This window comes from Streptomyces mesophilus, from assembly GCF_040300965.1.
Lineage (GTDB): Bacteria > Actinomycetota > Actinomycetes > Streptomycetales > Streptomycetaceae > Streptomyces > Streptomyces mesophilus_A.
The window spans coordinates 36,651-58,704 of sequence record NZ_JBEPEW010000041.1 but is presented as its reverse complement, the minus strand read 5'-3'; the positions used below and the strand labels follow the sequence as shown (position 1 = coordinate 58,704).

General features: G+C 70.7%; 19 protein-coding genes and 1 pseudogene. 8 read left to right on the top strand and 12 right to left on the bottom strand.

Annotation, left to right across the window (positions count from 1 at the left end; genetic code table 11):
• Window positions 1-270 (top strand): annotated as a pseudogene (locus tag ABT367_RS17135) (sensor histidine kinase); the annotation flags it as partial.
• Entirely contained in the window at window positions 267-884 is a 618-nt protein-coding gene (locus ABT367_RS17130; protein WP_352253904.1) for a response regulator transcription factor, read from the top strand. The pseudogene ABT367_RS17135 and the gene ABT367_RS17130, both read left to right, overlap by 4 nt.
• A 173-nt stretch (window positions 885-1,057) precedes the next feature.
• On the opposite strand, the gene ABT367_RS17125 is transcribed toward ABT367_RS17130, so the two are convergent.
• Entirely contained in the window at window positions 1,058-1,885 is an 828-nt protein-coding gene (locus tag ABT367_RS17125; protein ID WP_165336832.1) for a transglutaminase-like domain-containing protein, read from the bottom strand.
• Between the two features lie 3 nt (window positions 1,886-1,888).
• Complete coding sequence (locus ABT367_RS17120; RefSeq protein ID WP_352253903.1) at window positions 1,889-2,893, bottom strand: GNAT family N-acetyltransferase; 1,005 nt, start codon at window positions 2,891-2,893, stop codon at window positions 1,889-1,891.
• Window positions 2,894-3,033: 140 nt separating this feature from the next.
• Between ABT367_RS17120 and fdxA the strand changes: the two genes are divergently transcribed.
• Together fdxA and dapC are read left to right on the top strand one after the other, a co-directional pair.
• On the top strand, window positions 3,034-3,354 hold the full coding sequence (gene fdxA, locus ABT367_RS17115; protein WP_018089397.1) for a ferredoxin: 321 nt from the start codon (window positions 3,034-3,036) through the stop codon (window positions 3,352-3,354).
• A gap of 130 nt (window positions 3,355-3,484) precedes the next feature.
• On the top strand, window positions 3,485-4,609 hold the full coding sequence (gene dapC / locus ABT367_RS17110; RefSeq protein ID WP_352253902.1) for a succinyldiaminopimelate transaminase: 1,125 nt from the start codon (window positions 3,485-3,487) through the stop codon (window positions 4,607-4,609).
• Window positions 4,610-4,679: 70 nt separating this feature from the next.
• Here the strand turns inward: dapC and ABT367_RS17105 are convergent, their stop codons facing one another.
• Both ABT367_RS17105 and ABT367_RS17100 read right to left on the bottom strand, forming a co-directional pair.
• On the bottom strand, window positions 4,680-5,255 hold the full coding sequence (locus tag ABT367_RS17105) for an ATP-binding protein (RefSeq protein WP_352253901.1): 576 nt from the start codon (window positions 5,253-5,255) through the stop codon (window positions 4,680-4,682).
• 422 nt (window positions 5,256-5,677) lie between these two features.
• Window positions 5,678-6,595 carry a hypothetical protein gene (locus ABT367_RS17100; RefSeq protein ID WP_352253900.1) on the bottom strand — a complete coding sequence of 306 codons (918 nt, stop codon included), beginning with the start codon at window positions 6,593-6,595 and terminating at the stop codon, window positions 5,678-5,680.
• A 74-nt stretch (window positions 6,596-6,669) separates the two neighbouring features.
• Here ABT367_RS17100 and dapE point away from each other — a divergent pair, with 74 nt between their 5' ends.
• Together dapE and ABT367_RS17090 are read left to right on the top strand one after the other, a co-directional pair.
• Complete coding sequence (dapE, locus tag ABT367_RS17095) at window positions 6,670-7,773, top strand: succinyl-diaminopimelate desuccinylase (RefSeq protein WP_352253899.1); 1,104 nt, start codon at window positions 6,670-6,672, stop codon at window positions 7,771-7,773.
• A 235-nt stretch (window positions 7,774-8,008) separates the two neighbouring features.
• Complete coding sequence (locus tag ABT367_RS17090) at window positions 8,009-8,758, top strand: TIGR00730 family Rossman fold protein (RefSeq protein WP_352253898.1); 750 nt, start codon at window positions 8,009-8,011, stop codon at window positions 8,756-8,758.
• Between the two features lie 18 nt (window positions 8,759-8,776).
• On the opposite strand, the gene ABT367_RS17085 is transcribed toward ABT367_RS17090, so the two are convergent.
• The 7 genes from ABT367_RS17085 to ABT367_RS17055 form a co-directional block, all read right to left on the bottom strand.
• Window positions 8,777-9,562, bottom strand: a complete 786-nt coding sequence (locus tag ABT367_RS17085; RefSeq protein WP_352253897.1) for an ABC transporter ATP-binding protein — start codon at window positions 9,560-9,562, stop codon at window positions 8,777-8,779.
• A complete protein-coding gene (locus ABT367_RS17080) occupies window positions 9,559-11,406 on the bottom strand; it encodes a dipeptide/oligopeptide/nickel ABC transporter permease/ATP-binding protein (RefSeq protein ID WP_352253896.1) in 1,848 nt (615 codons plus the stop codon). Before ABT367_RS17080 ends, ABT367_RS17085 begins: the two co-directional genes overlap by 4 nt.
• Window positions 11,403-12,425 carry an ABC transporter permease gene (locus ABT367_RS17075; RefSeq protein WP_352253895.1) on the bottom strand — a complete coding sequence of 341 codons (1,023 nt, stop codon included), beginning with the start codon at window positions 12,423-12,425 and terminating at the stop codon, window positions 11,403-11,405. The genes ABT367_RS17080 and ABT367_RS17075 overlap by 4 nt, the downstream gene beginning before the upstream one ends.
• A 75-nt stretch (window positions 12,426-12,500) precedes the next feature.
• Window positions 12,501-14,069 carry an ABC transporter substrate-binding protein gene (locus ABT367_RS17070; RefSeq protein WP_352253894.1) on the bottom strand — a complete coding sequence of 523 codons (1,569 nt, stop codon included), beginning with the start codon at window positions 14,067-14,069 and terminating at the stop codon, window positions 12,501-12,503.
• 129 nt (window positions 14,070-14,198) lie between these two features.
• A complete protein-coding gene (locus ABT367_RS17065) occupies window positions 14,199-15,626 on the bottom strand; it encodes an amidase (protein WP_352253893.1) in 1,428 nt (475 codons plus the stop codon).
• Window positions 15,626-17,431 carry an acyl-CoA dehydrogenase gene (locus ABT367_RS17060; protein ID WP_352253892.1) on the bottom strand — a complete coding sequence of 602 codons (1,806 nt, stop codon included), beginning with the start codon at window positions 17,429-17,431 and terminating at the stop codon, window positions 15,626-15,628. Before ABT367_RS17060 ends, ABT367_RS17065 begins: the two co-directional genes overlap by 1 nt.
• Before the next feature lie 130 nt (window positions 17,432-17,561).
• On the bottom strand, window positions 17,562-18,449 hold the full coding sequence (locus ABT367_RS17055; RefSeq protein WP_352253891.1) for a hypothetical protein: 888 nt from the start codon (window positions 18,447-18,449) through the stop codon (window positions 17,562-17,564).
• 118 nt (window positions 18,450-18,567) lie between these two features.
• Between ABT367_RS17055 and ABT367_RS17050 the strand changes: the two genes are divergently transcribed.
• Complete coding sequence (locus ABT367_RS17050; protein WP_352253890.1) at window positions 18,568-19,155, top strand: TetR/AcrR family transcriptional regulator; 588 nt, start codon at window positions 18,568-18,570, stop codon at window positions 19,153-19,155.
• 134 nt (window positions 19,156-19,289) lie between these two features.
• On the top strand, window positions 19,290-20,453 hold the full coding sequence (locus tag ABT367_RS17045; RefSeq protein ID WP_352253889.1) for a GDSL-type esterase/lipase family protein: 1,164 nt from the start codon (window positions 19,290-19,292) through the stop codon (window positions 20,451-20,453).
• 717 nt (window positions 20,454-21,170) lie between these two features.
• On the opposite strand, the gene folP is transcribed toward ABT367_RS17045, so the two are convergent.
• The gene (folP, locus tag ABT367_RS17040; protein ID WP_434975478.1) at window positions 21,171-22,040 is read right to left on the bottom strand and encodes a dihydropteroate synthase; all 870 of its coding nucleotides are present in this window, start codon (window positions 22,038-22,040) and stop codon (window positions 21,171-21,173) included.
• Window positions 22,041-22,054: the final 14 nt, after the last annotated feature.

Sequence of the window (22,054 nt, the reverse complement as noted above, 5' to 3'; positions counted from 1 at the left end):
GGCCGGCCGGACGCTGCGGCAGGCGGTCGGGGCAACGGCCTGACAGGCCTGGAGGAACGCCTCTCGGCGGCCGGCGGCACCCTGGAGGCCGGCCCGGCCCGCAAGGGCTTCCGGCTGGTCGCGCGCGTACCCGTGGGATCCGAGGCCTCCGATTCCGTACGGCCAGGGGCTGACGTGCCTCCGGGATCCGACGTGCCTCCAGGTTCCGACGTACCGCCGGGTTCCGACCTACCACCAGGTTCCGGCGCACCTCTAGGATCCGACGCATGAGCACCTCCACGATCAAGGTCCTCCTCGCCGAAGACCAGTCGATGGTCCGCGAAGCACTCGCCGCGCTCCTCGGGCTCGAACCCGACATCGAGGTGGTCGCCCAGGTCGCCCGCGGTGACGAGGTGCTCGGGTCGGTGCGCGCCAACGCCCCCGACGTGGCCCTCCTCGACATCGAGATGCCGGGCGCGACGGGCCTGGAGGCGGCCGAGCAACTCCACGCCGAGTTCCCGGACTTGAAGATCGTCATCCTCACCACCTTCGGCCGGCCCGGCTACCTCCGCCGCGCGATGGAGTCCGGCGCCTCGGCCTTCCTGGTCAAGGACGCCCCGGCGTCCCAGCTCGCCGAAGCGGTACGCAAGGTGCTCGCCGGCGAGAAGGTCATCGATCCGGCCCTGGCCGCGGCGGCCCTCTCGGAGGGCGCGGACCCGCTCACGGACCGCGAACGCGACGTCCTGCGCGAGGCGGCGGACGGCGCCACGAACGCCGAACTGGCGGCCCGCCTCCACCTGTCCCAGGGCACGGTCCGCAACTACCTGTCGACGGCGATCCAGAAACTCGCGGCCCGCAACCGCGCGGAGGCGGTACGGATCGCGCGCGACAAGGGCTGGCTGTAACTCAGCCCCTGCGGCGTTTGAGCAGATCCGAACGTAGTTCGGATGCCGGGGTCCGGGGCGGAGCCCCGGTTTCGGGAAGGGGCGGGTAGGGGAAATCCGCCCGCCGCAGGCGCACCCGACCCGCACCCGGCAACGCACCCGACCCGCACCCGGCAACGAGCCCGCACCGCCCCCTAGTTGAGCCGGGCCCGAGCCCGCTGAGCCTCCCGCCGCACCTGCTCCGCCGCCCCCCGGTCCACCGCGTCCACCACATCCGCGTACGCGTCGAGCTCCGCCGCTCCCCGTACGAAATCCGCACGCTGGACCAGGAGTTGGGCCCGCTCGTAGCGCAGCCGCGCCGGATGGGACGGCAGGAGCAGGGAGAGCTCCACGGCCCACAGGGCCACACCCGACTGTTCCGGCCGGGCCGCCGCCCAGGCGCGGATGTTGTTGAGGATGCGCAGCACGATGTCCAGCGTGGACGCGGGCCGGAGCATCGCGGGATCAAGCGGCGCCCCCGTCGCCCCCGCCACCAGGAGCGAGGCGTCCGTGCCGGTCAGGACCCGGCCGCCGTCGAAGGGGTCGGCGAGCAGCGGCTCGGCGCCCGGTTCGCCGAAGCCGACGACGAAGTGGCCCGGCAGGGCGACGCCGTACACGGGCGCGCCGGCCCGGCGCGCCACCTCCATCCACAGCACCGAGAGCAGGATCGGCAACCCCCGCCGGCGCCGCAGCACTTCGTGCAGCAGGGACGATTCGAGGCGCTGGTAGTCGGCCGGCGCACCGCGGAACCCGCAGCGCTCACCGAGGAGTTCGCCCACCGCACGCGCCCATGCGAGGGGCCCGCCCGGCCGGTACGGCACCAGACCCGCGAGCCGGTCCAGCTCGATCTGCGCCGCGTCGATGCCCGCACCGTCCCGCGCCCCCTGTGCCTCCGCGCCGATGAGCAGACAGAGCAGCGCGAGGTCCGGGCGCTCGGCCCGGGCCTCCTCGGCGAACTGGTCACGCCACTGCGACTCGGTCATGGGTCAGGACGGGCCCGGGGCCCGGTGGTAGTGGTAGTGGTGATGGACCGCGAAGCCCATGGCGTCGTACATCGCCTGCGCCCCCGAGTTGTCCGCCTCGACCTGCAGCCAGGCCGCCGAGGCGCCCTCGTCGAGCGCCTTGCGCGCGAGCGCCGTCATCACCGCGGTCGCAAGGCCCTGCCGCCGGTACGCGGGATCGACCTCGACCGCCATGAACCCGGCCCACCGCCCGTCGACCACACACCGCCCGATCGCGGCGGGCGCCCCGTCATCGGCGGGCACGGACGCGAACCACACGGAGGGCCCGTTGTGCAGCACCTTGAGCACCGCGGGCGATCCCTCGCCGAAGCGCTGGTAGCGGCTCAGCCACGCCTCGTCGCAGGTCCGCGAAAGCACCACCCGGTCCGTATCGGCCTCGACGTCCCCGACCGGCGCGAGCGCGCCGATCCGCACCTGTGCGTAGGTCTCGGCCGCCCAGCCCTTCGACTCCAGCTCCGCGCACAGCAGTTCATGGGTGCCCTCGGCCCCGGTGGACGTCTGCACGAACGCGGGCAGCCCGCGCTCCGCGTACCACTCCCGTACGAAGGAGAGCGCGTCGTCGAGCGGCATGCCGGGGTCGCCGAGCGCGAGTACCGAGTTGGCCCGGCGCGTGAAGCCGTCCGCGGCCCGCAGCTCCCAGTCCCCGAGCGGTTCGCTCTCGACCGGCTGCCAGCTGCGTGCCGCCACCCGCGCCAGCTCCTGGAACGAAGCCGCCGGTCCCCGCCGCCGGGCCGGCGCGGCGGGCACGACCTTGCCCGCGACCAGGCGGGATTCCGGAATACGGACAGGTGAACCGTCACGCCGTGTGATGAGCAGCACATCGTTGTTCCACGATGTGAGAACCCCCACCGTGTCGGTGAACTTCCCACCCGTGGCTCCAGCGTCCGTCAAGGACCGCACGGAGACCCGTTTGCCCACGTCAGAGCGGTTGATGCGGATTTCGAGAAGACCGCCACCGATGATTTCCACAGCTCAGTCCGCCCCTCCTGTTCGGATCATGCCCCGGAACGGAGATACTAGGTGCGGGCATCGACGACGCCGCGCTCCCGCGCGCCAGGTGGCGGAGGCCCAGGAGGCCCGCCAGCGCCCTATCGAGGAGGAACGACAGCGTGACTTACGTCATCGCGCAGCCTTGTGTCGACGTCAAGGACAAGGCGTGCATCGAGGAGTGCCCGGTCGACTGCATCTACGAGGGCTCCCGGTCCTTGTACATCCACCCGGACGAATGCGTCGACTGTGGTGCCTGTGAGCCGGTCTGCCCGGTCGAGGCGATCTTCTATGAGGACGACACTCCTGAGGAGTGGAAGGACTACTACAAGGCGAACGTCGAGTTCTTCGACGAGCTCGGCTCCCCGGGCGGCGCCAGCAAGCTCGGCCTGATCGAGCGCGACCACCCCTTCATCGCCGCACTGCCGCCGCAGAACCAGTAGTCGGCAGGCCACACTCCACGGTCCCGTACGGCGCGAACTGCCGTACGGGACCGAGGCGTTTTTCCGGCCGGGGGACCCAGGGGTCGCCCCCGGGAAAAAACAGTCGTACGTACGAGAAAGTGAGCACCCCGTGAGCGCCGTCTCCGACCGTCTGCCCGTGTTCCCCTGGGACAAGCTCGAGCCGTACAAGGCCACCGCCGCCGCCCACGCGGACGGCATCGTGGACCTCTCGGTCGGCACCCCGGTGGACCCGGTGCCGGAGCTGATCCGGAAAGCTCTGGTGGACGCGGCGGACTCGCCGGGCTACCCCACGGTGTGGGGCACGACCGAGCTGCGGGACGCGCTCGTCGGCTGGTGCGAACGGCGCCTGGGCGCCCGCGGGTTCACCCACCGCAACGTCCTGCCGACCGTCGGCTCCAAGGAGCTGGTGGCCTGGCTGCCGACCCAGCTGGGTCTGGGCCCCGGAGACAAGGTGGCGTACCCGAGGCTCGCGTACCCGACCTACGAGGTGGGCGCCCGCCTGGCCCGCGCGGACTACGTCGCGTACGACACTGAGACATTTGCGGCTGACGCCGCGGGCACGGAACTCGACCCCACCGGCATCAAGCTCCTGTGGCTCAACTCGCCCTCCAACCCGACCGGCCGCGTCCTCGCCGAGGACGAGCTGATCCGGATCGTGGCCTGGGCCCGTGAGCACGGCATCCTCGTCGTCTCCGACGAGTGCTACCTGGAGCTCGGCTGGGAGGCCGAGCCGGTCAGCGTCCTGCACCCGAAGGTCTGCGGCGGCTCGTACGAGGGCCTGATCGCGGTGCACTCGCTCTCCAAGCGCTCCAACCTGGCGGGCTACCGCTTCGCGTTCCTCGCGGGCGACGAGAGCCGCCTCCAGGACCTGCTGCAGATCCGCAAGCACGGCGGCATGATGACCGCCGCTCCCGTCCAGGCCGCGGCCGCCGTCGCGCTCGGCGACGACGCGCACGTGGCCGAGCAGCGCGCCCGGTACGCGGCCCGCCGCGAGGCGCTGCGGGACGCGCTGACCGCGCACGGCTTCCGTATCGAGCACAGCGAGGCCAGCCTCTATCTGTGGGCCACCCGCGACGAGAACTGCTGGGACACGGTCGGCCGGCTCGCCGAGCTCGGCATCCTGGTGGCGCCCGGTGACTTCTACGGCACGGCGGGGGAGCGCTTCGTCCGCGTGGCGTTCACGGCCACCGACGAGCGGGTCGCGGCTGCGGTGGAGCGGCTCCGCAAGGGCTGATCGTCCCCGAACACGCCGAAGGGGCCCGGGAGTTGATCCCAGGCCCCTTTCGCGTGGAGACGCGGACGGGTCAGCCGCCGAGCGGCAGGCCGCCCATCAGGCCGTCGGTGGGCAGACCGCCACCGGCGACCGGCAGACCGCCCTTGGTCAGGCCGTCCGTGGGAAGGCCGCCCTTGGTGAGCGAGTCGGTGGGCAGACCGCCCTTGGTCACGGCGTCGGTCGGCAGACCACCCTTGGTGAGCGAGTCGGTGGGCAGACCCGCGCCCACGATCGGCAGACCGTCCTCGGTCGCGGCCTTCGTGCTCTCGCCGAGCACCTCGCCGGCGCTGCCCGCGACCTCACCGGCGGCCTTCTGCACGGCGGGCGTGGCGGTCTTGCCGGCCTTGCCGACGGTCTTGCCCGCGGTCGGCACGGCCTTCTTGACGGCCTTGGAACCGGCATCGCCCGCGAGACCCGAGACGTTCTGCGCCGCGTTGTCGATGGTGTCGCCGAGGCCGGCGCCGTCCAGGGCGGTCAGCCCGCCGAGGTCGGGTGCGGCCGGGAGGTCGACGGCGCTCGCGGAGCCGGCCGCACCGACCGCGGAGGCCGCTCCCGCTGCGGTGAGCAGCGCGGCACGGGCGATCCGACGGGTCAGGGGGAGGGACATGATGCTCCTTTTGGACGGGGAAAGTAGAACGTTGTGCGTCCTGCCGCATCCGGCTTTCGGACTGCCGCATCTGGCGTACGGACGCCGTGACTACCGCTCGAAGCGCGGGAAGGTTGCGGTCCGGCAACGTAAAGAGTTGGTAATGCGTCGCATCATCGTCTGCGGCGAAATCCGGGCAAAATCGGCCCTTCGGCGGAGCCTTTGGGTGCGCCACTTCCCTTTGTTCTCAAGGGATTTGAGGACTAGGGGACTGTGCGTAGAAAAACTGGTCCCAAGGGTCGTGCGTACGCCGCCGGGCTAACCCCTGCGAGTGAACGCCCGCACGGCTGCCCGCTGACGTTCGGCGACGGCGAACGGAGCTGGAAGGGGATCGGGCGCCGGTGACGATCAGGTGGCGGTGGACGATCAGGCAGCCGTGACGATCAGGCAGCGGTGACGATCAGGACCTCGGCCGCGCCGGAGCCCTTGCCGGACCCGGCGTCACGCCACTGCCCGTCGTTCTCGCCGGCGACCCACTCGCGCCCGTCGTACACGACCCGCTCGAGCCGCAGCGCCGAGGCCTGCGCCACCGCCCACTGCGCGAGCTCCCAGCCGCGCCGTCCGTCGCCGCCCGTCACCGGCACGTTCACCGTGCGCTGCCGCTCGGCGGCCTCCGCGTCGTCCGTGACCTCCGCGCCGGCCGCCTCCGTGCGGGGCAGCACCCCGCGCCCGAAGTCCCGCTCGAGCGTCTCGCGCACCTTCGCCGGGTCGCCGGCCTGCGCGGCCGCCGGGCCCTCGCACTTCAGCGAGCCCGCGGCCCGCCCGGTGAGCGCGGCGGAGAGCAGCGCGGCATCCGGCTCGTGCTTGGCGTACGCCTGCGGGAAACCGCTGCGCTGCACCTTCTGCGCGGCGACCGTCAGCGGAAGCCGCGAGTAGCCGGGCACGTCCTTGAGGCCGTCGTAGAACTTCCCGGCCGAGTACACCGGGTCCATGATCTGCGCGATCGTGCCCCAGCCCTGCGAGGGCCGCTGCTGGAAGAGGCCGACCGAGTCGCGGTCGCCGTGGTCGATGTTGCGCAGCCCGGACTCCTGGAGGGCGGTCGCAAGGGCGATGGTCACGGCCCGCTCGGGCATCTTGCGCGAGGTGCCGACGGCGGAGATCGTCGCCGCGTTCTCGGCCTGCTCGTATGTCATCTCGTACGAGGCACCGCCCGCGCCGATCACCGTGCAGCGCGGTGCGGGCTTGCCGCCGCCCTCGTACTGGACCACCAGATACCCGGCGAGTCCGAGCAGCACGACAAGGGCCGCGCCGAACCGGAGGAAACGGCCGCGGCCTGCGACGGCGGGGGAGGGACCAGGCACGCGGACCACCGTACTGGAGTCCAACGGGCAGACGGGCACAGTCCCTGGCCGAGCCGGACGTTAGGCTCGCCACTATGGCCGACCAGCACAGCTCTTACACCCAGCCGACCGCACTCGACCTGGACCTCGACGCCGCTCAGCTCACCGCTCAGCTCGTCGACTTCGCCTCGCCCAGCGGCTCGGAGAAGCCGCTCGCCGACGCGATCGAGACGGAGCTGCGCGCGCTGCCGCATCTGACGGTCGACCGCTTCGGCAACAACATCGTGGCCCGCACCCAGCTCGGCCACAGTGAGCGCGTCATCCTGGCCGGCCATATCGACACCGTCCCGATCGCGGACAATGTGCCGAGCCGCCTCGACGAGGACGGCACCCTGTGGGGCTGCGGCACCAGCGACATGAAGGCCGGTGTCGCGGTCCAGCTGCGCATCGCGCGGACCGTGCCCGCGCCCAACCGCGACCTGACCTTCGTCTTCTACGACAACGAAGAGGTCGCCGCCCACCTCAACGGTCTGGGCAAGGTCTCCGAAGCCCACCCCGACTGGCTCGCGGGCGACTTCGCGATCCTGCTCGAAGGCACCGAGGGCCTCGTCGAGGGCGGCTGCCAGGGCACGCTGCGGGTCTTCCTCAAGTTCAAGGGGGAGCGGGCGCACTCGGCGCGCGCCTGGATGGGCAGCAATGCCATCCACCGCGCCTCGAAGGCCCTGGCCGCGCTGGCCGCGTACGAGCCGCGCAAGCCGGTGGTCGACGGGCTGCAGTTCCACGAGGGCCTCAATGCCGTACGCGTGGAAGGCGGCGTCGCGGGCAACGTGATCCCCGACGAGGCCACCCTGGTGGTCAACTTCCGCTACGCACCTGACCGCAGCATGGACGACGCGCTCGCCTTCGTACGGGAGTTCTTCGCGGACTGCGACGTCGACGAGTTCGTGGTCGACGACCACTCGGGCGGCGCACGCCCCGGACTCACCCACCCGGTGGCGGCGGCCTTCGCCGCAGCCGTCGGCGGCGAGCCGCGCCCGAAGTTCGGCTGGACGGACGTCGCCCGATTCAGCGCACTGGGCGTACCGGCCGTGAACTACGGCCCGGGCAACCCGATCTACGCCCACAAGGTGGATGAGCGCGTGGACACGGCGAAGATCCTGGAGGGCGAGAAGGCCCTGAGGGGGTGGCTGACCAATTAGCCAATCAAGCCCCTGCGGCGCTTGAGCAGATCCGAACGAAGTTCGGGTGCGGGGGGTCCGGGGGCGGGGCCCCCGGTTTCGGGAAGGGGCGGGGCGGGGAGAAAAGCCCGCCGCAGGCGCCACCCACCTGCACCGGCCACCCTCCGCACCCCCGTAATTCCCCCACCGTCAACCGACTGAGATCTACGCTGATCACGCGGCACGCGCTGCACAGCACCAGTGGGAGGAGAAGGCCATGGGCAATCCGGAAGCGCAGGGTCCGCCGGAGGAGCAGTACCTGGGTCCGGTGGTGCGGCGACGGGATCAGGTCACGCCCGACACCACCGACCGGCGCCTGCTCGACACCGAGGGCGACTCGGAGTGGGTGCACACCGATCCCTGGCGGGTGATGCGGATCCAGTCGGAGTTCGTCGAGGGCTTCGGCGCGCTCGCCGAACTCCCCAGCGCGATCAGCGTGTTCGGCTCGGCCAGGACCCCGGCCGACACCCCGGAGTACGAGGCGGGCGTCGCGATCGGCCGGGCTCTGGTCGAGGCCGGCTTCGCCGTGATCACCGGCGGCGGACCCGGCGCGATGGAGGCCGCGAACAAGGGAGCGCGCGAGGCCGACGGCGTCTCCGTCGGGCTCGGCATCGAGCTCCCCTTCGAGCAGGGCCTCAACCCGCACGTCGACATCGGGGTCAACTTCCGCTACTTCTTCGTCCGCAAGATGATGTTCGTGAAGTACGCGCAGGGCTTCGTGGTGCTGCCCGGCGGCCTCGGTACCCTCGACGAGCTCTTCGAGGCCCTGACCCTCGTCCAGACGCGAAAGGTCACCAAGTTCCCGATCGTGCTCTTCGGCACGGCGTACTGGAGCGGTCTGGTCGACTGGCTGCGCGACACGGTGATCGCCCAGGGCAAGGCCTCCGAGAAGGACCTCCTGCTCTTCCACGTGACGGACAGCGTCGACGAGGCGGTCGCCCTGGTGACCAAGGAGACGGGCAAGTAGCCGACCGCCCCGGCGGGCTCACGCGACCGTACGCAGGGGCCCGCCGTCGGGAACGCTGTCGAGCAGCAGCCGCGTATAGGGGTGCTGCGGTGCGGTGAACAGGTCGTCCCGCGCGGCGACTTCGACCAGCTCACCGTGTTGCAGCACCGCCACCTCGTCGCAGACGTGGCGGACCACGGCCAGGTCGTGGGAGATGAACAGCATCGTCAGACCGAGCTCGCGGCGCAGTTCGCGCAGCACGCCGAGCACCTCGGCCTGCACCGAGGTGTCGAGCGCCGAGGTGACCTCGTCCGCGATGATCAGCGCGGGGCGTACCGCCAACGCGCGTGCCACGGCGATCCGTTGGCGCTGTCCGCCGGAGAACTCCTGCGGGTAGCGGGCGGCGACGTCGCCGTCGAGCGCGACGCGGTTGAGCAGCGCCTCGATCTCCGGGCGGTGCTTCTTGACGCTCGCGCGCCGTGGATCGAGCGCTTCGGCGAGGGTCTCGCCGATGGTCATACGCGGGTTCAGCGAGGAGTACGGGTCCTGCGGGATCATCTGCACCCGGCGGCGTACCGCGACAGTCCGCTTGGCGTGCGTGAGGTCCACGCCGTCGAGCAGGATCCGTCCGCCGACCGGCCTGACCAGGCCGACGACCGCTTTGGCCAGGGTGGACTTGCCCGACCCCGACTCGCCGACGAGGCCGAGGGTGCGGCCCCGCGGGACGGTCAGGGAGACCTGCTTGAGGACGTGGTGCCGGCCGAAGGCGACGTCCAGGTCCTGGACTTCCAGAACGGCGTTTCCCGTTGTGGTCGCGTCGGTCATGCGACGACCTCCTCGTCCTGCTTGTCCCAGGTGAGCGCGTGGCAGGCGGTGGCCCCCGTACCCGTGGCGGCCAGTACCGGCAGTTCGTCGTGGCACTGCTGCCGCGCCAGCGGGCAGCGCGGCGCGAAGGCGCAGCCCGCCGGGCGGCTCGCCGGGTGGGGCGGCCGGCCGGGTATCGAGGCCAGCGGCTCGTCGACCGCCGAGTGCAGCGTGGGCGTGGCGGCCAACAGGGCCTGTGTATAAGGGTGATCGGCGTCCCCCGCGCGCAGCCGCCCGATGGGCAGCGTCTCCACGATCCGGCCCGCGTACATGACGACGACCCGGTCGCAGATCGCGGAGATCACCCCGACGTCGTGCGAGATCAGCAGGATCGCGGTGCCGTCGCGCTCGTTGGCCTCGCGCAGCAGCCCGAGCACCTCGGCCTGGACCGTGACGTCGAGCGCGGTGGTGGGCTCGTCCGCGATGAGCAGCTTCGGCGAGGTCAGCAGCGCAGAGGCGATCATCGCCCGCTGCCGCATGCCGCCGGACAGCTCGTGCGGGTACTGCTTGAGCCGCTGCTCCGGCAACGTCACGCGTGCGGCGGCCAGTTGGTCCACGGCCTGCTGTGCGGCGGCCTTCTTGGACGTGCGGCCATGGGTCCGCAGCGCCTCGGTGAGCTGGCCGCCGAGCTTGAGCGTGGGATTGAACGAGGCCGAGGGGTCCTGGTAGACGATGCCGATCTCAGTGGCCAGCCTGGACGCCGGAGGCTTGCCGTTCAGATCCAGATCGCCCACCTTGAGCGTGCCCGCCACCGCAGTGAGGTCCTCCGGCAGCAGCTTGGCAAGGGCCATCGCCGTCAGGCTCTTGCCCGAGCCCGACTCGCCGACCAGTCCGAGGACTTCGCCGGGCTTGACGGCGAAGGAGACCTCGTCGACCAAGCGGGTGCCGTCGGGCAGGACGACACTGAGCCGGTCGGCCACGGCGAGCGCGTCCTCGTCGTACGGGGGTACGGCGGTGACCGCCTCGACCTTGGCCCGGTACCCGCGCTTGCGCCCGGCCGCCGGGCTGACCGCGGCCGCGAGCCCGTCGCCGATCAGACCGCCGGCAAGACCGGCCAGGATGATCACGAGGGACGGGCCGAGCGCCGGCCAGGGGTTGAGGTAGATGCCCTCGAGCCCCTTGTTGAGTACGGATCCCCAGTCGTAGTCCGGCGCCTGCACCCCGACCCCGAGGAAGGAGAGCCCGGACAGCGCCTTCAGCGAGACGGTGAAGGCCACCGAGAGCAGCACGAGCAGCGGCTCCGCGATATTCGGCAGGATGTGCCGGCGAAGGAGCCGGGCCGGCGATACACCGAGCAGCCGCGCGGTGGAGACGAAGTCCCGGCCCGCGATGGACGCGGCCAGATTGGTGGTGAGCCGGGCGAAGGCCGGGCAGGTCGCCAGACCGATCGCGACGATCGAGGTGCTCACGCCGGGGCCGAGGATCGCCACCATGACCAGGGCGAAGATGACGCTGGGATACGAGATCAGTACGTCGATCACGCGCTGCCCGAGTGCCCGTACGCGGGGGCCGGCCACCCAGATCGCCGCACCGAAGCCGATCCCGCCGACCGCGGCGATGGCGGTGGTGGCCAGGCACATCAGCAGGGTCAGCCGGGTCGCGACCATCGTCCGGGCGAAGATGTCGCGGCCGAGCGCGTCGGTGCCGAACCAGTGCTCGGCGGAGGCCGCCAAGTGGGTCTGGTCGGTGAGGGTTTCGGCCCTGTCGCCCCAGATGTACGGGGCGATGATGCCGAGGGCCACGAAGAGCGCGAGCCCGGCCAGACCGAGCATCAGCGCGGGAGACCTGCGCAGTTGCTTCCTCATGCGTCGCCCGCCTTTCCGCGGAGGCTGCGGGGGTCGAGGAGGCCGAGCACGACGTCCACGAGCAGATTGAGAAGGGTGGCCAGGATGCCGAGCAGCAGCACGACGCCCTGGATCACCGGGTAGTCGCGTTTCACGAGGGCGTCGAGGACACCCGTACCGAGTCCGGGCCAGGCGAAGACGAACTCGACGATCACCGCGCCGCCGAGCAGTCCGGTCAGGACCAGGCCGCCCAGCGTCAGGGTGCTGGTCATCAGATTCGGCAGCGCGTGACGTGCGTAGAGCCGGACTGCCCTGAGCCGGCGGCCCTTTGCGGTGCGCATGTAGTCCATGGAGAGCACGGCCGCCGTCTCGCGCCGCACCACACGGGCCAGCGTGCAGATCGGCGCGATGGTCAGGGCCAGGACCGGCAGCACCATCGAGTCGAGGGTGGCGGCGCCCGACGGCGGGAACATGTTGAGCTTGATCGCGAAGAACATGATCAGCAGGGTCGCGAGCACGAACTCGGGGATCGAGCCCAGAACCGCGGTCACCGAGGTGAACGCCGTGTCAAGCGCCTTGCGGCGGTTGCCCCGGCAGGCCACCGCGACCGCCATCCCCAGCGGGACGCTGACGACGAGGGCCATCACGACCGCGAGCAGCGCGATCTGGGCGGTGAAGGGGAGCCGGTTGGCGATGATCTCGGAGACCGGGAGACCGCTGCTGAAGGACGTACCGAGATCACCCTCAAGCAGACCGCCGGCGTACTCCGTGAACTGGGTGAACAGCGGCTGGTCCAGGCCCTGTTCCTGCCGGATCTGCTCGACCTGCGCCTGACTGGCATCCGGTCCGGCCATCACCTGGGCGGGGTCGCCCGGGATCAGCTGGACGATCAGGAACGTGCCGACGACCAGCATGACGAGGACACCCACGAGGCCGCCGAGCCGGCCGAGCAGGAACCGCGGCCAGGGCGACCCGACGGTCTTCGGCGTGACGGCCTTGGGCGGCTCAGGCGCCTTGGGGGATGCGATCAGAGTCTCCACGACTCTCCTCACCTGGGGAAGAAACCGGCCGGGGCAACGCCGCCCCGGCCGGTCCGGGTGCCGCTGCACTGCGTACTACTTGGTGACGCGCACCGTCTCCGGCGCGAGCAGACCGTCGGGGGCGGCGATCGAAATCCGGGCGGCGGTGGTGTAGTTGAGGTTCACCGTCGCGAGCGGCACCACGTCGTGGCTGCCGAGCAGCGACTTCTGGGCTTCGCCCCAGGCCGCGCACTTCGCGCTCTCGTCGGTGGTGGCCATCGCCTCGCCGAAGCCCTTCGCGAAGCCCTTGTTGTCGACGCCGGGGAAGTTGCGGCCGCCATCCGCCGGGTCCGGGCCCAGGAACAGGCTGGCCGGGGTGGTCAGCAGGTTCGTCAGGTTGAGGTTCGGCAGGATCGTGAGGTCCCAGTCGCCCTTGTTGCTGATGACGTCGTTGCCCCACGTGGCGCTGTCGGCGTTGCGGAGCGAGACATCGGCGCCCGCGGCCTTGAGCGCGGCCTGTACGTAGTCGTTGCCGGAGCCGCCCGCGACCGCGTTCGTACCGACGAGCTTGATCTTGACGCCCTTGAGCACGTCCTTGGCCCCGGCCACGTCGGTCTTGGCGAGCAGCGACTCGTCCTTGTTGGCGCAGGGCACGCTGCCGTCGGTGATGCTGGCCATCAGGGTGCCGGTGCCGCGCGTGACGGCCTGGTTGAAGGCCTTGCGGTCCAGGGTCTTGGCAATCGCCTCGCGGACCTCCGGGTCGGCGCCCGGGTGGCCCTCGCGCTCGTTGAAGACCACCATCATGCGGATGATCGGCGCCGGGTTGATCGTGAACCGCTTGTCCTTGACGAACCGGGCGACATCCGGACCGGTGAAGGCCGCGTAGTCGAGCGTGCCCGCCGCGAGGTTGTTCGCCATCGTGGCCTCGGACTGGATGACCGGCATCTCCACGGTGTCGGGCACGGTGCCCTTCGGCATGTTCTTGTACGTGGCCCAGCCGGTGTATCCCTCGACGGCGGTCAGCGTGTAACTGGTCCCGGGCTTCGCGGACTCCATGTAGTACGCGCCCGTACCGGCGCCCTTCTTGCCGGACTTGAGCAGCTCCGGCTTGTCCAGGGCGGCCGGGCAGACGATGCCGGCCTGCGGGAGCGCGAGGCCGTACAGGAGGTCCGACCAGGGCTTGTCGAGCTTGACGGAGACCTTGCCCGAGGCGTCGTCGCCGGTGGCGGTGACCTTCGCGCCCGGCCCGAACACCTGGCTCGCCGCGGTCGACTTGGTGGCCGGGTCGGCGAACCGGGTCAGCACCTTGGCCACCCCGGACGCGGTGACCTTCGTACCGTCGGTGCACTTGGCGTCCTTGCGGAGCGTGAACTCCGCGGAGGTCGGATCGGCCTTCCACTCGGACGCGAGCCCGGGGATGATCTCGCCCTTGTCGTCGCGGCGGACCAGCTGGTCGTTGAGCATCCGCGCGAAGACGAAGTCGGCCGCCACGGTGCCCAGGTTCGGGTCGAGGCTGGTCGGGTCGGAGGACGTCGCGATGGTGGCCTTGACCTTCTTGCCACCGTCCTTGCCGCCGCCGGTGGAGTCGGCCGAGGTGGTGCAGCCCGTCACGGCCAGGCCGAGGGCCAGGGTGCAGACGCCCGCAGCGAGGGGGACACGTGCCATTTGGAGCCTCCTGATGTGCGCGGATGCGCGAATGCGAGACCGCTGGTTAGAGGTGTGCGTGAGGGAGGTGTGCGTGCGGGGGGGGGAGTACGAGGTGGTGGGGAGTACGGGGAGAGGACAGGGCCTCGCTCAGAGGTCGGGCCACCGTGCGGCCCAGGGCCTGGCCGCCTCGAGTTGGGCGCACAGGGCCAGGAGTTGCGCGTCCTCGCCGAGCCGGCCGGTCAGCATCACGCCGATCGGCAGGCCCTCGTCCGACCAGTGCAGCGGCACATTCGCCGAGGGCTGGCCGGAAACGTTCTGGGCCGCCGCGTAAGGGCTGGCCAGGAACTGGCGTTTCAGATCGGCCTCTTCGCCGAGTTCCTTGAACCACTCCGGCCGCTGCGGAGGCAGTGCCAGGGTCGGGCTCAGGACCGCGTCGTAGCGCTGGGTGGCGATCATCGCCTGGGTGCCGCGCAGTTGGATGTCCTGCAGCGCTCCGAGGAACCGCTCCGCACTGACGGATCTGCCGCGCGTCCGCCAGTACCGGGTCAGCGGCAGCAGTTGTTCCTCGTCGGCCACGGGCACCCGCAGGGACCGCACGGACCACACGTCCTGGAACTCCTCGACCATGGACAGGCCGAACGGCGCCTCGATCTCCTCGACCTCATGCCCGAGGGATACGAGGAGTTCGGTGGCCCGCTCGTACGCGGCCAGGACATCCGGATGTACGGAGACCTCGTCGCTCCCCGGATCGCTGAAGCGGCCGATCCGCAGCTTCCCGGGCTCGCGCCCCGCCCAGCCGAGGAAGCTCTCCCCGTCGGGCAGCGGCGGCGCCCAGAACAGGTCGCCCGGCGCAGGACCGGCCATCGCGTCGAGCATGGCCGCGGCATCGGCGACCGTACGGGACAACGGGCCCTGGCAGAGCTGGATGACCGGGTCGAGCCCGAGTGGACCGTTGCTGACCCGGCCCCGCGAGGGCTTGAACCCGAAGAGCCCGCACACACTCGCCGGAATCCGGATGGACCCGCCGGCGTCGTTGCCGTGCGCGAACGGCACGAGCCCCGCGGCGACCGCGGCCCCCGAACCGCCACTCGATCCACCCGCGGTACGTGTGAGGTCCCACGGCGTACGGGCCGAGCCGGCGTAGGTGTCGGAGTAGGCGGAGAGCCCGAACTCGGCGGAGTTCAGCTTGCCCAGACTGATCGTGCCCGCCTCGCGGAGGAGCCGGACCAGATGGGCCTCGACCGGCGGTGTGAAGTCCCGGAAGGCGGCGGATCCGAAGGAGGTCGGCATGTCGGCGGTGCCGGTGAGGTCCTTGACCGCGGTGGGCACGCCGAACAGCGGCGGCAGTTCGTCACCCGCGTGCCGCTCGCCGAGCCGCTTCTCCGCCGCCACCGCCGCGGCCCTTGCCTGCTCCACGGCCACGTACGAGAAGGCGCCGACCAGCTCGTTCAGGCCTGCGATCCGCGCGAGGCAGTGCTCGACGAGCTCGACCGGGCTCAGCTCACCGGCCCGTATCGCCGCTGCCTGCTCCAACGCGCTGAGCTCGTGCAGCTGCCCCTGCTCGTGGCCCGTCATCAGAAGGCCCCGTCCGGCACGTCCATCAGATGCTGGTCGGTCTGATCCAACACGGCGAGGCGGGCGGCCAGTTCGGGCAGCACCGTGGCGGCGAAGAACCGGGCGGCGGCGACCTTGCCGCTGTAGAAGTCGCTCTCGGCCGAGCCGGCGTCCAGCGCGGCCAGGGCCACCGAGGCCTGCCGGAGCAGGAGATAGCCGATCACCAGATCGCCGACGCTCATCAGGAGCCGGGTGGTGTTCTGCCCGATCTTGTAGACCTCGCCGGGATGTTCCCGCGCCTCCTGCTGCCAGGCCAGCATCACATCGGCCATGCTCCGTACGTCGCAGAGCGCGGCGTTCACCTTGGCCCGCTCGGTCTTCAGCCGGCCCTCGCCCTCGATCCGTACGAGGAAGTCCTGGATCTCCCGGGTCAGCATCGACAGGGCGGCTCCGCGGTCCCGGGAGATCTTCCGGAAGAAGAAGTCCAGGCCCTGGATGCCGGTCGTGCCCTCGTACAGCGAATCGATCTTGACGTCCCGCAGATACTGCTCCAGCGGATAGTCCTGCAGATAGCCCGAGCCGCCGAACGTCTGCAGCGACAGGGCGAGTTGCTCGTAGGAGCGCTCGGATCCGACGCCCTTGACGAGGGGAAGCAGCAGGTCGTTCATGGCGGCCGCGGTCTTCGCGTCCACGTCGTCCCGGTCCAGCCAGTCCGCGGTGTAGAGGTAGACCGCGCGCAGGCCCTCCGCGTACGCCTTCTGCAGCATCAACATGCGGCGCACATCGGGGTGTTGACCGATGGCGACCCGGGGCGCGGACTTGTCCGAGGCCTTGGCGAGGTCGGCGCCCTGGACGCGGGTCCGCGCGTACTCCAGGGCATGGAGGTAACCGCTGGAAAGGGTCGCGATCGCCTTGACGCCCACCTGCATACGGGCCGACTCGATCACATGGAACATCTGGGCTATGCCGTCGTGCACTTCGCCGAGAAGATGTCCGACCGCGGGTATCTCCCCGCCGAAGGTCAGCTCGCAGGTGGTGGAGACCTTCAGGCCCATCTTCCGCTCGACGTTCGTCGCGAACACGCCGTTGCGCGCGCCCGGTTCGCCGGTCTCGGGGTCGAAGTGGAATTTCGGTACGAGGAAGAGCGACAGGCCCTTGGTGCCGGGTTGCGCGCCCTCGGGCCTGGCCAGGACGAAGTGCAGGATGTTCTCGGCCAGATCGTGCTCGCCCGAGGTGATGAAGCGCTTCACACCCTCGATGTGCCAGCTGCCGTCGGCCTGCCGGACCGCCTTGGTGCGGCCCGCACCCACATCGGATCCGGCCTCCGGCTCGGTCAGCACCATCGACGCGCCCCAGCGGCGCTCGATCATGAGGTCGCCGGTCCGGGCCTGCTCGGGGGTGCCGAGCTTGTGCAGCAGGCCGCCGAAGCCGGGGCCGCTGCCGTACATGTACACCGGGGCGTGGGCGCCCTGGATCAGCTCGATGACCGACCACCACAGCGAGCGCGGTGCGCGGGTGCCGCCGGCCTCGACGGGCAGGTCGAGCCGCCACCACTCGGCGTCCATGTAGGCCTGGTAACTGCGGCGGAACGCTTCCGGCATGGTGACGGAGAAGGCCGCCGGGTCGTACACCGGCGGGTTGCGGTCGCCGTCGGTGAACGAAGCAGCCACGGGCCCGGTGGCGAGCCGCTCGACCTGGCCGAGGATGTCGCGCGCGGTGTCGCCGTCGATGTCGTCGAACGGCGCGGAGCCGAGCCGGCCGTCCAGGCCGAGCACCTCGAACAGGTTGAACTGGAGATCGCGCAGATTGCTGCGGTAGTGACTCACGGTGACCCTCTCGACTGCATGCGAGATATCGCATGCATCACACTCGGGGCGGGGAATTTTGTCAATACCGATCGGTCGGTATTGGAAAAGTGACATGCAGAAGCAATGTGCGGCGACTGATCAGGCCTGGTCAGGCGGGGTAGCTCGGGTACGACTCCTTGAAGACGCCCTGGTGCAGCAGGACTTCGGCGACGGCGGAACCCGTCGTATCGCTCGTCACCGTGGTGCGCACCCAGGCCGTCTCGGTCCGGCGGGTCTCACCGAGAGCGACGATCTCGCGCTCCAGGGTGTAGGGCGCGTCCACGAAGACCGGGCTCCCGAGCAGCCTGATCTGGAGATCGAGGAAGAGCCCGACGGACGGTTCGGCCTTGACCAGACCGGACTCGGCCCATGTGGCCATCGAAAGCACGCTGATCATCTCGATCGGCACGATCGGCCGGCCCCAGGGATTGTCCGCGCCGGTGTACCAGGGGCTGGTCTCGGTGATCGTCTCCAGCTTGCGGCGCAGCGTGAACGGATAGAGGTCGCCCATGTGCGTGTCGAAGTCCATCCGGACGTGCTCGGGCCGCGCGCCCCTGCGGCCGGGCGTCCAGCCCTCGAAGATCACGGGCCGCTCCAGGGGCCGGAGCCGCGCCAACCGCCCGTCCAGGGCGGTCGGTTCGTCCCCGAGCGTCGCGGTGCCGGACAGGACGACCGTCCCGTCCTCCTTCAATGTCCTGATATCCGCTCGGTCTTCCGTGAAGGCCGCGGTCGCCCGGGTCTGCTCCCCTTCGAGGCAGATAGCTTCGAAGTGCGCGCTCAGACAGCCGTCGGTGAACCACTTCTCGCCCCACATGCGGCCGGCCAGCGGGTCGTACTGGCTGAAGTGGGTCGGACCCTCCACGGCCGCCCCCGCGACGCCCAACTGCTGTGCGGTGGCGGGGTCATGGATGCTCGCGTGATCCCCGTAGGTCTGGTCGAGCAGCAGGTTGCGCGGTGACCTGAGGGGGCCCGAGAGCTCGAGCGGCGTGGTGAACATGGCCGCTTTCTAGCACGAGTTCATAGACATACCAACCGGTCGGCATTGACTTTCTTCCGGGGCCGCGCTGTGATGTGTGCCGCAGAACACGCCTCGCGAGCGCACCCGGAGGACAGCGATGGCCCGCACCAAAGATCCCGACCCGGAGGTGCGCCGGCGCATCCTCGACGTCTCCCTCGACCTCTTCGCGACGAAGGGGTTCGCCGCCACCGGCGTCCAGGAGATCGTGACCAAGGCGGGCGTGACCAAGGGTGCGCTCTACCACTACTTCAAGTCCAAGGACGAGATCCTCTTCGAGATCTACGGCAGGGTCTTCGGGCACGAACTGGAGTCCCTGCAACGGATCGTGGCCGAGGGGCACGACCCGGTGCGGACCCTGCGCACGATCATCGTCGACCTGGTCTCCCACACGGCGGCCATCACCAAGGAGTCGGCGGTCTTCGCCAGGGGCGGCCATGCCGACTCCCCGCACTGGCAGGCCATGCAGGAGCAGTGGCGGCGCTACCAGGAGGGCTTCCGCCAGGTGATCAGGGACGGTCAGGAGGCGGGTGCCTTCTCGTCGAAGGCCTCACCGGAAGTCGCATCCTGGTCGGTCTTCGGCTTCACCAACTCCATGCACACCTGGTACCGGCCGGAGGGCCGCAAGTCTCCCGCCGACATCGGCGAAGAGCTCGCCGACCTCATCCTGACCGGGCTGCAGTCGTGAACTCCGACCGCGGTGCAGGGGTGGGGGATTCCGGCCGGGCCGCAGGGGGGAGCGGTTTCGGCCGTGCGGGAGGGGGGAGCGGTTTCGGCCGTGCGGGAGGGGTGCGCGATTCCGGCCGCGCCGCAGTCGTGGGCGTGGAATCCGCGCTGAAGGCGGCGCTCGACTGCGCCGTCGGAGCCGTCGAGACCACCGTCGACGACTCGGGCGTCACCTTCCAGCGGGTGCCCGCCGCGGCCCGGGCGCGGATCGCCGACCCCACCCTCGACTTCATGAGTACGGTGCCTTCCGGCGTGCGCCTCGAAGCGGTCACCGACGCCCCGGCCCTCGAACTCGACCTCCAGCTCACCCATCTCGTGCCCGTGGGCCAGGAGTCCGCCGGCACGGCGCTGGACCTCGTCGTCGACGGTGCGGTGCGCGAGCGCGTCCACACCCGCCAGGAAACCGTCGTCCACATCGACCTGCGCACCCGCGAGACGCAGGTCCACCCCGCAGGGCCCGTAACCCTGCGGTTCGAGCTCGGCGAGGCGGGGACCGAGCGCCGTATCGAGCTGTGGTTCCCGGTGGCCGCGGCCATGAAGCTGCTCGACGTACGGATCCCCGAAGGGACCTCCCTGCGGCCCGCACCCGCCGCGGGACCGCTCTGGGTGCACCACGGCAGTTCGATCAGCCAGTGCTCCGAGGCCGACCGCCCCACCGGGTCATGGCCGGCGGCCGTGGCGCGCGCGGCCGGCGTCTCCCTGCTCAACCTGGGCCTCGGCGGTCAGTGCCACCTCGACCAGTTCATGGCCCGCACCATCAGGGACCTCCCCGCCGCCGCGATCAGCCTCGAACTGGGCATCAACGTCGTCAACTTCGACAGCATGCGCGAACGTGCCTTCGTCTCGGCCTTCCACGGCTTCCTCGACACGGTGCGCGACGGCCACCCCGACACACCTCTCCTGATCCTCACGCCGATCTTCTGCACGACCGCCGAAGACCGCCCGGGCCCGACCCCCTACGGCCCCGACGGCCGCTTCACCGCCGTCGAACGCCCCGCGGACAGCTCAGGCGGCTGCCTGTCGCTCGGCCGGATCCGGGAACTCCTGGGCGCCCAGGTCGAGTTGCGCCGCGCCGAGGGCGACGGAGCGCTCCACCTCGTGGAGGGCACGGACCTGTTCGGTCCGGCGGACGCGGGGGACCTGCCCGACGGGCTGCACCCCAACCCGGCCGGCTACCGTCGCATGGCCGGCCGCTTCCTGCCTCTGGCCTTCGGCGAGGGGAGCTTGCTCCGCCAGAGGGCGGGCTCTTCTCCGCGCTGACCATCTGGTCTCTTGACTGTCCGGCCGATTTTCTGGCCGCATGTCTGGCCGACTGGCCGGCCGATTGTCTGGCTGCCTGACCGCCTGACCGCCTGACCGCCTGACCGCCTGGCCGCCTGGCCGCCTGACCGCCTGCGGGTGGGTTGCGCCTGCGGCGGGCGCGGGGCGCCCATCACGGCGAGGTGGGAGGGGGTGGAGGTGCGCGTGGGGCGGTGTTCTCGGCCGCTTCGGGCCCTCGGCCCCCGCGGGGTGGTTGCTCGCCGTCGGCGGCTGCGGGTGCGTCCGGGTTTCTTCAACGAGTTGCGTGGCTGAGCTGCGTGGGGGGTTGCGCAGACCTCGCGCGGGTTGGATTGCGGCTTTCCCGCCGTCGGCCTTCCTTTCCCCCATTGCTGTCAGGACTTCTTCCGGACCGTCTCTTTTTCCTTACCTGTGAAGGGGGCCCATTTCCCACCTGTGAAGGTGGACCATTCCCTGACCTCTGAAGGGGACCGTGACCTCTGAAGGGGGACCGTCTGTTCAGCGGGGATGCCCTCAATTCGGGCATCGGGCAGACAGTTGGTCCCCCTGGCCCCGACCCCGAGACGAAACCGCACGCGCGACAAGCGGGGGCACGGGGGCAAGGCCCCCGAAATCGGGGCCTGGGGGCGCAAGCCACCAGCGGGGGTCCGGGGGCAGAGCCCCCAGGGAGCCCCACCCAGGGCGCCACCCGCTACGGCGTCAGCCCAGCCCCCGCCGACCCACCGCAGGAGCCCGATGCCCGGCGATGGACGCCACCATGTCAAGCACCTGCCGCGTCTCACCCACCTCATGCACGCGATAGACCTGCGCCCCCAACCACGCCGACACCGCCGTCGTCGCCAACGTCCCGATGACCCGCTCCTTCACCGGCTTGTCCAGCGTCTCGCCCACGAAGTCCTTGTTGGACAGCGATACGAGCACCGGCCACCCGGTCCCCACCATCTCCCCGAGCCTGCGCGTGGCCTCCAGGCTGTGCCGGGTGTTCTTGCCGAAATCGTGCCCGGGATCGATCAGGATCGACTCCCGCGGCACCCCCAGCTCAAGCGCCCGCTCCGCAAGCCCGACGGTCACCTCGAGAATGTCGGCCATCACGTCCTCGTACGCGATCCGGTGCGGCCGCGTCCGCGGCTCCGCGCCCCCCGCATGCGTGCACACGAGCCCGACCCCGTAACGGGCCGCGACCTCCGCCAGCTTCGGATCGACCCCGCCCCAGGCGTCGTTGAGCAGATCGGCCCCCGCCTCGCAGACCGCCTCGCCGACCTCGTGCCGCCAGGTGTCCACGCTGATGATCACGTCGGGGAAACGGCGCCGCACCTCGGCCACGAAGCCGACCGTGCGCCGCGCCTCCTCCTCGGCCGTGACCTCCTCGCCGGGGCCGGCCTTGACCCCGCCGATGTCCACGATCTCAGCGCCCTCGGCGATGGCCTGCTCGACACGGGCGAGCGCGGGCTCGTCCTGGAACGTGGCGCCCTGGTCGTAGAAGGAGTCGGGAGTCCGGTTGACGATCGCCATGATCACCGGCTCGTACGGGCCGAACTCGCGCCGTCCGAGCCTCAGCGGCCTTGCCATCGTCACGCTCCTCA